Here is a 13151-nt window from a genome sequence, read left to right as displayed (position 1 = left end):
TCGTTTCGACATGACGTTTCGTACGACTCGTACGAAAGCTGTCGCACCCAGCCGGATTTTCGTACGAAAACCGGGGGTAAAACGTACGACTCGTACGTTAACCTTTCAACAGGTCGGCCAGTTTCACCCGGTCGATTTTCGAATGGTGCCGCGCGTCCATCGGCATGGCCGAGATTGCCTCGACCCGCTCAATGCCAAAGGCCCGCGCCCGCTCGCTCCAGTTTTGCAAACAGGCCGCATTCCCTTCGACCGCCAATATTGGACCGTCCGATTTTTCCATTAAGGCACAACGGCTTAGCCCCGGCCAATCCTGCGCCGCCACTTCCACGGCAAAAGGATGGATCGGGCCGTTTCGTCCCGAAACCTCATCGCCCACGCGCCCAAAAAGCCAAAGTCGCCCTTGCGCATCCAGCCGCCCGGCATCGCCCGTGCGGTGCCAAACCTCACCGCCCGCGACCACCTTGTTTTCAAGGGTTTGTGCCGGGTCGAGGTAAGACTTGTTAACGTGATCTCCGGTAACTTCGATCTCGCCTTCGCAAAGTCTTAACCGCAGTTCCGGCACCGGATGGCCCACCAGAAGCCCCGCGCCTTGGGCCATATGCGCGGCATCCTGCGCGCTGATTTCATGCGCCTCCAGATGGGCAATCGGTTCGGCCTCGGTTGAGCCATAGACACAGGTCACCGCGGCTCCAAGATCGTCCTTTATGGCTCTGACCACGTTGGGAAAAACCGGCCCGCCGCCGGTAAAGACATGGCGCAGATCGGTCTGCCCGGCCTGCGGCAAAAGCCCCGCCAATGACGGCGGCAACAGCGCCCGCGTGGCCCCGGTTCGGCGCAGCCAATCGCCCAAGCGCGCAGGCGTCACATCGGCCAGGCGGCTCATCTTCCACCCCGGCAGGATCGAGGTTCGCCCCGCCGCCAGATTTACCAAGGTAAAGACCGGGAAGGCGACCAGATCACGCTCTTCCGCCTCGCTTTCAAGTATCGGGGCCACCGCATCATGTTGCGCCATAAGGAAAAAATGACTGCGCGGGATGGCCTTCGGCGCCCCGGTCGTGCCCGAGGTGAAAGAGATTAACGCCACCTCCGTGTTAACCCGCTCTTTAACCTCGGTTACCTCCCGAGGCCCACTGGCCCGCAACAGGGGCAGCGGCCAAAGCGGCGGCAGCAGCGCTTTCAGGCAGCAATATAACCCGTTGGCACAAAAGAATTTTGGCTTGGTCGTCGCCACCGCGTGGCGCAGCCCTTTCAGCCCCATGGCCGGTTCCGGCAAGACCACTGTAGCCCCCAAGGACCAAAGCGCCGCAAGGCTGGCGTAAAGTTCGGCACTCACTCCCATCGCCAAAAGCACACGGTCGCCGGGTTGCACGCCCTTACATCGCCATTTCTCGACTAACCCGTTGGAAAGGCTTTGTAATTCCCTAAAGGTGACCGCTTGGCCGCGACCGTCGACAATCGCCACCCGCTCCGGGTGCCGGGCCACCGCCGCGTCGAAATGGTCAAGTAGATCAGTCACTTAACCTCAACCCAAGCAATTCGTACCGGCGGAAAATCTGGCCGCCCTCTTTTTCGCTGCGCTCTGCCGACTGGTTTGAATCATGAATCAAGGCGTGGATTAAATTCTTATACCCCAATGTCTTGGCGGATGTCTGGCAAGCCTGCACCAAACCCCGCCCGGCCCCCCGCAGAAGGCTGGCATAGGTTTTCAGGATCACCGTGTCACTCTCCGGCCCCTGCGCATAATCGGGAATGGCAAACAGGAACCCCGCCAATTCGCCCTCTGGCCTGCGCGCGAAAAAGATCAGGTCTTTCTTCAGCATCGGCACGATGGGCATATACATCGCCAGGAAATCCTCGGGCGAGATCGGTTTGTAAAATGCATTGTTTTCAAAAGCTTGAACAGATAATTCAAACACCTGCATAAACAGGGCTTCCGGGTCGTTCCCATCCCATGTTTCAATCCGGAAGGCCCCGCTTTCGGGCGGTGCCGTGCCGATATCACACAGGCTTTGCCGGGCCGAGAAATAACGCCCGATGGGTTCGAACCCTGCGGCCTGAAACACCTCCCGCGCCACGGGCGCGTCTTTCGGTTCCATCAAGAAGGCCGGTGATCCATCGCTTTCACTGACAAAGCGATATGAATGCCATGTATCTCCGTCCATCGGGCCGACAACATGTGTTAACCCGGCGTTCTTAACCATTTCGATCGCCCGCGTTAACACCTCCGTCCCTGCCTCAAGGGATTTGAACGCAACCTCGCCGAAACTCGCCGTGGCCCGCCCCCCCCACTTCGGGCCATCCCAAAAGATCGACAGTTTTGCACCATCCGTTTTCACCAAATCCTTTGTCAAACGGCACCTCCAAGAACCATGTAAACATATGATATAACGGGAAAAACCAGCGACATAGCGGTCATCTTCATCACCCTGTCACGGGCAAACATTCCCGGCAAAATAAGCGGTAGCCCCGCTATAAACACAAGGCTCACCCCCGCCACAACGCCCAAGGGCTCGGCCCAGTTCGACAGCGCGGGGTTCAGCATGACAACCGCCTCGCGCAGCGCGAAAAGGCCCAATGAAATCAATATGATCCACGGCACATAGCCGCGCAGCGCGATCACCGAAAGCCCCATGCAAAGGCCCATGGCGGTCAAGCCGTAAAAGCCAATCGCGCTTGCCCCCACGGCATTGCCCACCGCCAGCCAGCCAAAGCTGATCAAGGCCAAGGCAGCAGCAACATCCAAGTCGCCATAGGTATCACGCCCCGGGGCCTGCACCCGCGCCCAGACATGCGCGCAAAGCACCAGCGCGGGCAAGACCGCGTTCTGCGGCGCGGTCACCGCAAGCACCAGAAACATCGCCACCACGTAAACCCGGCTGGCATGCCCGCTCAGCCCCACGCGCGCGCCAACGGCATGAAATCCCAGCAAGGCGATCAGGAAAATCACTGCTAAAACAATGAGTTCCAAAAGACTGCTTTCCAAATGCACCGACAGGAACAGCAACAGGCCCAGCGGCAAAAACAGGTTGTCGAACCCGCGCCAGCTTTGCGCTTCGACCAGCGTGCCAAACCCCGTGACCATCAGCGCAAGCGCCAAGACATTGGCGACCGGCAGATCGGTAAACCCCACCAGGCACAGGATCGACAAGACCAGCGTCACCGCGAAAAACGCCGCTGTTCCCTCAAGGCTCTTGTGGCCATCCTCGACATTGTAAAGCCGCGTGGCATAGCGCGTGCCCACCAGGGCCGCCGCCGCGTCGGCCAGCGTCAAAACCGCCAAGGGCAACACGTATAAAAGCGCCTGACCATCGGCGAGGAAAAAACAAAGCCCCACCGAGACCGCCAACAGGAAATCGCCATAAGAGCTGCGCTCAACCCCATGCAGCGCGCCACCGATCCCCTTGGCAAAGCGTGGCAGGCGCAGGGCGACCATCACCAAAAGGGTCAGCCCGATCAGCATGTAAACCGGCCAGCGATCCGGAAAAATCCAAGGCAGAACAAGCGCATAGAGCCCTGTGCCGACGTGCACCAATTTTCTTTGCACCTCGGCCCCAAGGCCCATGGCCCGCGCGCCCCGCCGCACCACCGCCATCAAGCCCAACAGCACCGCAACCGAGGCCAGGGCAAGCACGATTTGCGCCACAACGCTCACCCGCGCACCTCTTCCACCACGAAATCGGAATAGAAAAACGCCATGTCTTGAGCTTTCAATCGGTCTTCCACTTCAAGCAAGGTTTCGACCTTCTCGGCATGCTCCGAAGGCACCCGGCGCGGCGCCATCATGTTCCAGTAAACCAGCCGCGCCCCGGGGGTCGAGGCCCCAAGGATCGTGCCGTAAACCTGCGCGAAAACCTCCGCCGACATGTATTCGAAAATATCCGACAGGTTGAAGCCATGGGCCTTTTCCCCTGTCGAAACAAAGGCTTCCAACGATCCGGGGCGAATGTCCAGCCGGTCCAGCCGGTCGCGGATCACCTCGTAATGCTCTGCCCGCCACGCCATGGGCAAAGCATCCCCATGGGTGCCGGTCATGATCCAGTGCAGGTAAGGGTTCTGCGACGGGGCGGTGTCAACGCCCGCATGGCGCAACCGCCGCGCCACATGCTGTGCCGGGCTGCCCTCGACATGGTCGAAAAACGCCTTGTCGCGGCCCATCCGCCCCATCACGACGCGCGAGAAAAATACCCGCAACAAAAGCCGCCAACGCCATGTGTTGAACCGCGTGTCAAAGAAAACCTCCCGCGCCTGCCGGTCGCGCGGCTCAAAGATCGCCTCAACCGTCCGGCGCGAATGCACAAGCGGCAAAAGCCACTTTCGGAAAATGCGGAAATAGCGTTCGAACTTGCCCACCCCGCCAAGGCCATGCGCCTCGACTTCAGGCGCAAGACCCTGCCAGAAGGCCCGCGTTTTCGCGTCCAAATTCTCACAGGCCCGCGCCAGAAGCGCCGCGCGCCGCGTGCTGGGGCGCGAACCCATCAGTTCCAGGAATTCGGTGTGCGATAGCCTGCGGTACGCCCCGATCCGCACCTTCAAACAGGCGATCTGCGCCGGCGAAAGGTCCACAACAACCACCTTCGCCGGGTCCAGCGTGAGCATCGCCAAGGCATTATCCCCCGCCGAGCAAATGGAAACCAGCGTCCGGCCCGCCTGCTCCCCCAACCCTTGGGTCAGCACATCGGCATCTTCCCACAATTGCGCATAGCGGATGTGGTCAAAATCGGCGCGGGCCTCGATTTCACTTGTCGCCATCAAGCCGCTCCACTTCTCCGGTGGCCCCGTTGACGGCCAGCATCTCGCCATCCGCGATCCACTGCGTCGCGCCCTTCAGGCCCACAACACATGGAATGCCCAATTCCCGTGCGACAATCGCCGAATGCGACAAAAGCGAGCCGCGCTCGACCACGATGGCCGAGGCATTGGAAAACACCGCGATCCAGCCCGGGTCGGTGTGCCGTGCGATCAGAATATCCCCCGGCTCCAGCGCCTCGGTCCGGGGGTCGCGAATGACCCGCGCCTTGGCCCGCACTTGCCCCGCCGAACAGCCCGTCCCGGTCTTGCGGCGGCTGTCATCACGGGCAACCTCGCCCGCCTCCCAACGCGGCAAAATCGCGGGGCCGCGCACCTCGATCCGCTCCGGCGGATCGGGCCGCTGGGCCGAAGCTGCATCTTCGGCCTGCCGCATCGCCACGATACCCTTCAAATCCGGCGACAGGTTGAACCCCTCAACCGCGCCCAGAACCTCCTGCGTGGTCAGGTGAAACACGTCGCGCGGCGCCGACAGATGCCCGCGCGACGTCAATTCACGACCAATGCCAAGAAACACCCGCCGCGCATGGCCGAAAATCCGCGTGCGTTCGAACCGCAGGTTTTCCCGGTCGCGCACCCGTGCCTTGGTCCAGCCGATGATCCATCGCGCCAGAACACGCTTTACCGGCTTGCCCGGAAACAGGGCCTGCCAATCCGGCTCCCGCACCGCGTGCTTGGCCCCCTCTGCGCGCCCTGCCGAAGCCGCCACAGCGGCCAAAAGGCTGCTGGGGTCTTCGCTCAGCGGGATACTTTCCAGCTTCAACTCCTCGGTGCAGCGATCCCCGAAGCGCGCCAGATAGGCCTCCACCTCGGCGCGGATCTCCGGCGCATCGTCAAGCGCCGCCATGCCCTTCGCCCGCATATCCTCGGCCAGCCCGGCGTCGCGCACCATCGCCCCCATCCGTGCAATCCGCTGCGCCGGTTCCGCCGAGACAATATCGCCCTGCCCGATCATCACATCGTTATGCAGTTGCACGCCCGCCTCGCCCAGCCAACGCTCCATCAGTTTCCGCGAGGCCCCGAAGGCCATCATGCACAGGAAATCATTGACCAAGGGCGCATCCCACCGGTCCAAAAGCGTGCTTTCGATCCGCCGGTATTCGCGGGCCAGATCGCTGGCATTGGCCGTGGCGACATCCAAATCGCCCTCCAAGGCCGCATTCAGCCGCGCGTAAAAATCCCGCCGGGTGCGCGGCAAGCGGACGGCCTGCCACAAAAGCCCCGCGCCAACGCGCGCCAGATTGGCATATTCCCACAGCCGCGCCACGCCTTTCGCGGGCGGCGGGCCAATCGCATCGGTCACCTCGCGCGGCATCGGCTCGGACACGCCCATCATGGTTTCCATGTGATCCCGGTTCAGGGCAAACCCCGGCAACAGCGCCAGCGCCCGATACCAGTTCACAAGGTTGTAATAGACCCGCCCATCGACCCGGCCCAGCATGTTGTCGAAAACCGCCGAATTCTCGGCCACCACCGCCTCGCGCACCCCCAAAAGCCGCACGAAGGCGCGGTAGACCCGGGCGTAAACATGCAGGGCAAAGGAATAGGTCAGCGGGCTGACTATCCCCGGATAGCTTTCGACGATGTTGGAATTGTCGAAAATCGTCAGGGTCTCGTCAGGCCGCGCTGCGGGCAAAAGCGCCGTGGTGATGGGGCGCGCTTGCAGGATATGCAGGCCGTCACCATCCATCGCCCATTCGATATCCTGCGGATGGCCAAACGCCGCTTCGGCCCGCCGCGCCAGATCGGCCACGGTTTGGGCCTTTTCAAGCGTCAAGGCCTCGGGCGTATCGGGGGCATTCACCACCTGCCCCTGGTCATCCAAAGCCCAGTCCTCGCCATCGGCCTCGCCCGAGACCAACCGCTCTCCAAGCCCTTGAATGGCCGAGATCACGACGCGCCCGCGCTGCCCGCTCACCGGATCGGCGGAAAACGCCACGCCCGAGGCGCGCGCGGCGATCATCCGCTGCACGATCACTGCCGGGGCCTCGGCCCCATCGCCCGTGGTCTTGGCGCGGTAGGTCTCGACCGTGTCACCAAATCCCGATTGCCAGACCTTTTTGGCCGCCGCCAAAACCGCGTCCGCTTGGACATTCAGCACCGTATCGAACTGCCCGGCATGGCTATGCTCGGCGCCATCCTCGGCGCGTCCCGAACTGCGCACCGCATAAGGCCCCGCGCCCAAATCTTCCAAGGCGCGAGTTACTTGCGATTTCACCCCCTTCGCCATCACCGGCCCGGTTTTGCCATGGTTGAACGCCCCCGGCAGGATCACGAAAAACGCGGGCGGCGCAAAGCCTTCCCGCGCCAGCCGCGACAGCGCCGCCGCCTTGCCGCCAACCACCCCGGCATCCTTCGCCTGATCCTGAGACAGAATAAAACTCATCCGAACCACCCGATGACAAAGGGCAGGAAACCCGCCGTTGCGTAACAGAAAAACACCCAAAGCCCGGCAACGGCATCCATCCGTTCCTGCGCCTTGACCGTGGAATTTGCGCGATAAGCCGTCGCCGCCCGAAGACAGGCCAAAAGCGCCAAAGCGGCCAAGCCAAGGGTGATCCATCCAACCCCGGTGGCTACCCCCGTGCCAACCAGCAAGGCGGCAGACACCCCGACACAGCCCATCCAGATCAGCGCCGCGCGCCCCGGCCCCCAAAGGCCCGAATAGGTATCGACCCCGGCAATCTCGTTCTCCGGCGCCCAAAGCTTCCGACCGATCTCCAGCACACAGCCATTCACAAAGGACAGCGCCAGAAACAGCCAAAGCTGCGGCGCGGGGCCACCGCCGGGCAGCCACTCAAGCCCTGTCAGCAGCAGGTCAATCAGCGGCATGATCATCATATGGCTCAGCAGGTACAAAACCGCCCGCGCCTTGAGCCACTCCGGCGCGCCAAACTCCAAGGTCATCGCCGCCAGCCAAAGCCAGACCAGCGCCAACAACCACAAGGCGGGCGGATACCACAACCAAACCGCCCCCGCCGCCAAGGGCAGCGTCGCCGCCCCGAGCCAGAGCACCGTACCCTGCGCGATCAACCCACGCGGAATGGGCCGCTCGGGCCGGTAAAGCCTGTCATCCGCCGCGTCCTTCCATTCATCGCAAACCCGCATCTGGAAAAACAGCGCCATGGCCACGACGAAACCCGCCACGAACACGGGCCAGCCGGGCAAATCCCGCCCCGCCAATTGCGCCGAAACGCAAATGCTCGCTGCCGAAAACGCCGCCAGCAAGGGCGCGGTTTTCTTGAGCGGAAAGCGCTCGGCCTGATAAGTCCAAAGACGGGTCAAAAAACTCATCTTTGCCGCGCCAGATTTTCATGCGCGCGGGTAAAATCCCCCGCCGTGATTGCCGCCACGATGGATATTTCCCCACACAAACAGGTCGCCGCCGCAATTTCGGCCAAGGCCGCACCGTGGCCCGCGCCCTTCAACCCAAGAATATTCAGCGCCGCCGACTGGCTGGGCAGGCCCGTGCCACCCCCGACCGATCCGACAAGGATATTCGGCATGGTCACGGACACGTATAAATCCTCGCCCCGCGGCTCCATTCGCGTCACCCCCATGGCGCTTTCCGCAACACAGGCCGCATCCTGCCCGGTGGCGATGTAAAGCGCTGCCAACCCATTGGCATAATGCGCCTGCGCGCCCAACTGCCCCGACAAAAGAGAGCCCAAGTTCGCCACCCGCCCATAGGCCAGCATGCCGTCAACCGTGGTGCCCAGCACCTGCTCCACCACCTCGCGCGGCAAGGTAACCGAGGCGCTCACCTTGCGCCCCCGCCCGGTGACCATCCCCAAAGCCGAGGCTTTCTTGTCGCCCGAGAAATTCCCCTCGATATACCACGCCTCGATCGGCACGGGGCACGCCTCGGATATCCGTTTGCACAGGGCATCGGTGGCGATCGTCACCATGTTCTGCCCCGCCGCATCGCCGGTGGTGTAGCGGCAAATCAGAAAGGCGATATTGTTGTCGATAAAAGGCTCCAGCGAGACCAGCTTGCCATGCCGCGTGGTGGCCTCTGCCGCCGCTTGCAAATCCTCGACATTGCGCACCACCCATTCCACGAATTGGCCCGCGCTCAGAAGGTCTTTCATCACGAAAGCGGGCGTGCGAATGACGCCCTCGTATAACACGGCGGTACTGATCCCACCGGCCTTGGTGGCCGCCGCCGCCCCCCGCGCATAAGAGGCCACCAAGGCCGCCTCGCTGGTGGCCAGCGGCACGTGATAATCGCCGTTGGCATTCATCCCCGTCAGGCGCAGTGGCCCGATGATCCCCACCGGAAGTTTCACCGTGCCGATGAAATTCTCGATATTGGCGCTGTATTGCTCGGCCTGTTCCATGGTCGCGGGGTCGGCCAGCGCCGCCTGATCCGCCTCCCCCGCCATGGGCTTCAGGCGCGCCCAGTATTTTTCAACCGTCGCCGCAGTAATCTTGCGCATGGGGCGCAGCAGGCTAAAGGCGTCATCGTTGGGCGCCATCTTTTGCGGCGTCTTTTCCGCGTCATAACGCGCCATCACCCGGCGCAGCATCTCGGTTACGTGAAAAGGAATGATCACCGTAAAACACTCCGCAAGAATTCATTGTGCCATGAAACCATTAAAACTCAGGCAACCTTACGCTTAGCAAGCCCGGGGTTCCATGGAAACATCCGGCAAACCCTATCTTGAACACGGCGATTTCAAACCGCGGGCTAGACATATTCCAATTATTATATATATCATCCCTCAAAATCCGGGCCGCGCGGCCCCGGAACAAGGACACCAAAGGAAACGCATGACATGATAACCGAATTCACACCCTTCCAATCGCTTGTCGGCGGGTCGCTGATCGGACTGGCCAGCGTCTTGCTGATGCTGACACTGGGCCGCGTCATGGGGGCCACCGGCATTCTGGCAGGCTTCATGCAACCCAGCTCGCCGCGCGATTGGTCATGGCGCGCCGCCCTTTTGGCAGGGATGGTCACCGCCCCCGGCCTGATGCTGCTGACAACCGGTCACATGCCCGCCATCGACGTGCCGGTCAGCATCCCGATGCTGGTCGTGGGCGGTATCCTCGTGGGTATCGGCGTCACCTATGGCTCGGGCTGCACCAGCGGCCACGGCGTCTGCGGCAATGCCCGGCTCTCGCCGCGCTCCATCGCCGCCACGCTGACCTTCATGCTGTTCACCGGCATCACCGTCTACATCCTGCGCCACGTGATCGGGGGCTAAGCCAATGCTGCGTATCGTCATCACCTACCTCATCGGCCTCACTTTCGGCCTTGGCATCATGATCTCGGGCATGGCCAATCCGGCCAAGGTGCTCAATTTCTTCGACGTGGCAGGCACGTGGGATCCCTCGCTCATCTTCGTCATGGGCGGTGCCCTTGTGGTCACCTTCATTGGCTACCGCCTGATTTTCGGGAAAGGCCCGAAGAAACCCGTCATGGACGAAACCTTCCAAATCCCGCAAAACCGCACCATAGACACCCGCCTTCTGGGCGGCTCGGCCGTCTTCGGCCTGGGGTGGGGTATCGCGGGCTTCTGCCCGGGTGGGGCCCTGCCCGCCGTCGGCTCCCTCAAGCCCGAGGTGCTGATCTTCGCCGCCGCCCTGATCGCAGGCATCTTCATCGCCAAGGCGCTGCAAGCCCGCGCCCATTCCTGAGACACCAAAACAAGGAGTCCGCCATGACCAACCACCACGTCAACATGGACATCAAACCGCAGGTTCAGGCCTTCTTTGACAAGGCCACGAATACGATCTCCTACATCGTCAAGGATCCCGCCTCCGATAGCTGTGCCATCGTGGATTCGGTGATGGACATCGACTATGCCGCTGGCCGCATCACCTATGACCACGCCGACGAGTTGATCGCCCAGATCAAGAAACAGGGCCTCAAGCTGGAGTGGATCATCGAAACCCACGTCCACGCCGATCACCTCTCGGCCGCGCCTTACATTCAGGAAAAGCTGGGCGGCAAAATCGGCATCGGCTCAAAAATCCTCGTGGTGCAGGATACCTTCGGCAAAATCTTCAACGAAGGCACCGAGTTTCAGCGCGACGGCTCGCAATTCGACGCCCTGTTCGAGGATGGCGATACCTACACAATCGGCCAGATGCAGGCCGTGGCCCTCTACACCCCCGGCCACACGCCCGCCTGCATGACCCACGTGATGGGCGATGCGGCCTTCGTGGGCGATACGCTCTTCATGCCCGATGGCGGCTCGGCCCGCGCCGATTTCCCCGGCGGCGATGCGGGCACGCTTTACGACAGCATCCAGAAGGTGCTGGCCCTGCCCGACGACATGCGCCTTTTCATGTGCCACGATTACGGCCCAAACGGCCGTGATATCGCGTGGGAAACCACCGTGGCCGAGGAGAAGACGCACAACATCCACGTCGGCGGCGGCAAGACCCGCGAAGAGTTCATCAAGTTCCGCACCGAACGCGATGCAACGCTGGCCATGCCGCGCCTCATCATCCCCTCGCTGCAAGTGAACATGCGCGCGGGCGACGTGCCCACCGACTCCGACGGCAACCCGATGCTCAAGGTGCCGGTCAACAAGCTCTGATGTGCCGCTGGGGCAGGTGCCCTTGCGCCTGTCCGCCCCTCTCTCCCGAAAGTCCCCCCAAATGCCCCGCTTGCTTGCCCGCTACCTGCCCATCCTCACATGGGGCCGGGCCTATTCCCGCTCTGCCTTCGCCCAGGACCTGATCGCGGCCCTGATCGTGACGATCATGCTGATCCCGCAATCGCTGGCCTACGCCCTGCTGGCGGGCCTGCCGCCCGAGGCGGGGCTTTACGCCTCGATCCTGCCGATCATGCTTTACGCGCTGTTCGGCACCTCGACGGTGCTCGCCGTGGGGCCGGTGGCCGTGGTCTCGCTGATGACGGCGGCAGCCATTGGGCAAGTGGCCCAGCAAGGCACCGCGGGCTACGCCACGGCGGCGCTCACGCTGGCGGGGCTGTCGGGGCTGATCCTTCTAGGCCTTGGCCTGCTGCGGTTGGGGTTCCTGGCAAACTTCCTCTCGCACCCCGTCATCGCGGGCTTCATCAACGCCAGCGGCATCCTCATCGCGCTCAGCCAATTGGGCCATATCCTCGGGCTGAAAACCTCCGGCCATACCCTGCCGCACCTTCTACATAGCCTCTGGTCCGGGCTTGGCGGCGTGAACCTGATCACCCTGCTGATCGGGGGCACAGCGGCGGCGTTCCTCTTCTGGGTTCGCAAGGGCCTCAGCCCCCTGCTTTTAAGCTTTGGGCTTGGCCCACGCCTCGCCGATGTGCTGACCAAGGCCGGCCCCGTCGCCGCCGTGGTCGTCACCACCTTGGCCGCCGGCCTTTTCCGCCTCGATACCCAAGGCGTCGCCATCGTCGGCACCGTGCCGCAATCCCTGCCGCCCTTCACCCTGCCCGATGCCTCGCTTGACCTGGTCAAGGCGCTGCTCCTGCCCGCCGTGCTGATCTCGATCATCGGCTTTGTCGAATCCATCTCGGTCGCGCAAACGCTCGCCGCCAGGAAACGCCAGCGCATCGACCCCAACCAGGAACTTATCGGGCTTGGCGCCGCCAACCTCGGCGCAGCCATCAGCGGCGGCTACCCGGTGACCGGCGGTTTCGCCCGCTCGGTGGTGAACTACGACGCGGGCGCCGCCACCCCCGCCGCCGGGGCCTTCACCGCCATCGGCCTTGCCATCGCCGCACTTGCCCTCACGCCGCTGATCTACTTTCTGCCCAAGGCCACGCTGGCCGCCACCATCATCGTCGCCGTCCTAAGCCTTGTTGACCTCTCGATCCTGAAACGCGCATGGGCCTATTCCGGTGCCGATTTCGCGGCGATCCTGACAACCATCCTGCTGACCCTCGGGTTCGGCGTGGAAATCGGCGTTTCTGCCGGGGTGGTGCTCTCCATCGCGCTCCACCTCTACAAAACCTCCAAACCCCACGTGGCCGAGGTGGGCCTCGTTCCGGGAACCGAGCATTTCCGCAACATCAAGCGCCACAAGGTCATCACCTACCCCAGCGTCGTCACCCTAAGGGTCGATGAAAGCCTCTATTTCGCCAATGCCCGCTTCCTTGAGGATTACATCGCCGACCGCATCACCGAAGACTGCGCCGTCAAGCACGTCATCCTGCATTTCGCCGCGGTGAACGAGGTCGATATGTCCGCGCTGGAAAGCCTTGAGGCCATCAACACCCGCCTCAAGGCCATGGGTATCAAGCTGCACCTCTCCGAGGTCAAAGGCCCGGTCATGGACCGCCTGAAACGCAGTCATTTCCTGCAAGAACTGGGCGGCACCGTGTACCTGTCGCAATACGCGGCATGGCAAGCCCTGCGCGAGGGCTAAGCGCACCCGTCCCGGGC

At 62.6% G+C, this 13151-nt stretch carries 11 protein-coding genes; 4 read left to right on the top strand and 7 right to left on the bottom strand.

Annotated features, from left to right (window positions below; genetic code table 11):
• Positions 1–97: 97 nt before the first annotated feature.
• From RBB32_RS06910 to RBB32_RS06880, 7 genes are read right to left on the bottom strand one after another with little or no spacing between them, the layout of a single operon-like run.
• Positions 98–1516, bottom strand: coding sequence for an AMP-binding protein (locus RBB32_RS06910; protein WP_306151973.1), 1419 nt, complete (start codon positions 1514–1516; stop codon positions 98–100).
• On the bottom strand, positions 1509–2351 hold the full coding sequence (locus RBB32_RS06905; RefSeq protein WP_306151972.1) for a hypothetical protein: 843 nt from the start codon (positions 2349–2351) through the stop codon (positions 1509–1511). Before RBB32_RS06905 ends, RBB32_RS06910 begins: the two co-directional genes overlap by 8 nt.
• Complete coding sequence (locus RBB32_RS06900) at positions 2348–3652, bottom strand: hypothetical protein (RefSeq protein WP_306151971.1); 1305 nt, start codon at positions 3650–3652, stop codon at positions 2348–2350. Before RBB32_RS06900 ends, RBB32_RS06905 begins: the two co-directional genes overlap by 4 nt.
• On the bottom strand, positions 3649–4749 hold the full coding sequence (locus RBB32_RS06895) for a DUF3419 family protein (protein WP_306151970.1): 1101 nt from the start codon (positions 4747–4749) through the stop codon (positions 3649–3651). Before RBB32_RS06895 ends, RBB32_RS06900 begins: the two co-directional genes overlap by 4 nt.
• On the bottom strand, positions 4736–7192 hold the full coding sequence (locus RBB32_RS06890; RefSeq protein WP_306151969.1) for a PEP/pyruvate-binding domain-containing protein: 2457 nt from the start codon (positions 7190–7192) through the stop codon (positions 4736–4738). The genes RBB32_RS06895 and RBB32_RS06890 overlap by 14 nt, the downstream gene beginning before the upstream one ends.
• A complete protein-coding gene (locus RBB32_RS06885; protein ID WP_306151967.1) occupies positions 7189–8100 on the bottom strand; it encodes a UbiA family prenyltransferase in 912 nt (303 codons plus the stop codon). Before RBB32_RS06885 ends, RBB32_RS06890 begins: the two co-directional genes overlap by 4 nt.
• Positions 8097–9362 (bottom strand): hydroxymethylglutaryl-CoA reductase, encoded by a 1266-nt coding sequence (locus tag RBB32_RS06880; protein WP_306151966.1) that lies wholly within the window; start codon positions 9360–9362, stop codon positions 8097–8099. The genes RBB32_RS06885 and RBB32_RS06880 overlap by 4 nt, the downstream gene beginning before the upstream one ends.
• Positions 9363–9584: 222 nt before the next feature.
• Between RBB32_RS06880 and RBB32_RS06875 the strand changes: the two genes are divergently transcribed.
• The 4 genes from RBB32_RS06875 (at position 9585) to RBB32_RS06860 (ending at position 13134) form a co-directional block, all read left to right on the top strand.
• Positions 9585–10016 (top strand): YeeE/YedE family protein, encoded by a 432-nt coding sequence (locus RBB32_RS06875; protein ID WP_306151965.1) that lies wholly within the window; start codon positions 9585–9587, stop codon positions 10014–10016.
• 7 nt (positions 10017–10023) lie between these two features.
• Positions 10024–10449: a DUF6691 family protein gene (locus tag RBB32_RS06870; protein WP_306152051.1), complete on the top strand. Its 426-nt coding sequence runs from the start codon at positions 10024–10026 to the stop codon at positions 10447–10449.
• Positions 10450–10472: 23 nt separating this feature from the next.
• Entirely contained in the window at positions 10473–11357 is an 885-nt protein-coding gene (locus RBB32_RS06865) for an MBL fold metallo-hydrolase (protein WP_306151964.1), read from the top strand.
• A gap of 61 nt (positions 11358–11418) precedes the next feature.
• A complete protein-coding gene (locus RBB32_RS06860) occupies positions 11419–13134 on the top strand; it encodes a SulP family inorganic anion transporter (RefSeq protein WP_306151963.1) in 1716 nt (571 codons plus the stop codon).
• Positions 13135–13151 lie beyond the last annotated feature (17 nt).

The sequence above is a fragment of the Roseovarius sp. MMSF_3281 genome (assembly GCF_030733685.1).
In the GTDB taxonomy this organism is placed as follows: domain Bacteria; phylum Pseudomonadota; class Alphaproteobacteria; order Rhodobacterales; family Rhodobacteraceae; genus Roseovarius.
The sequence above is the reverse complement of the archived record's forward strand: the minus strand, read 5'-3'. Positions and strand labels throughout refer to the sequence as shown.

Coding starts and splice junctions, on each gene's coding strand:
- RBB32_RS06895 (WP_306151970.1), bottom strand. CDS start 4,749: ATGGCGACAAGTGAAATCGAGGCCCGCGCCGATTTTGACCACATCCGC.
- RBB32_RS06865 (WP_306151964.1), top strand. CDS start 10,473: ATGACCAACCACCACGTCAACATGGACATCAAACCGCAGGTTCAGGCC.
- RBB32_RS06875 (WP_306151965.1), top strand. CDS start 9,585: ATGATAACCGAATTCACACCCTTCCAATCGCTTGTCGGCGGGTCGCTG.
- RBB32_RS06890 (WP_306151969.1), bottom strand. CDS start 7,192: ATGAGTTTTATTCTGTCTCAGGATCAGGCGAAGGATGCCGGGGTGGTT.
- RBB32_RS06860 (WP_306151963.1), top strand. CDS start 11,419: ATGCCCCGCTTGCTTGCCCGCTACCTGCCCATCCTCACATGGGGCCGG.
- RBB32_RS06885 (WP_306151967.1), bottom strand. CDS start 8,100: ATGAGTTTTTTGACCCGTCTTTGGACTTATCAGGCCGAGCGCTTTCCG.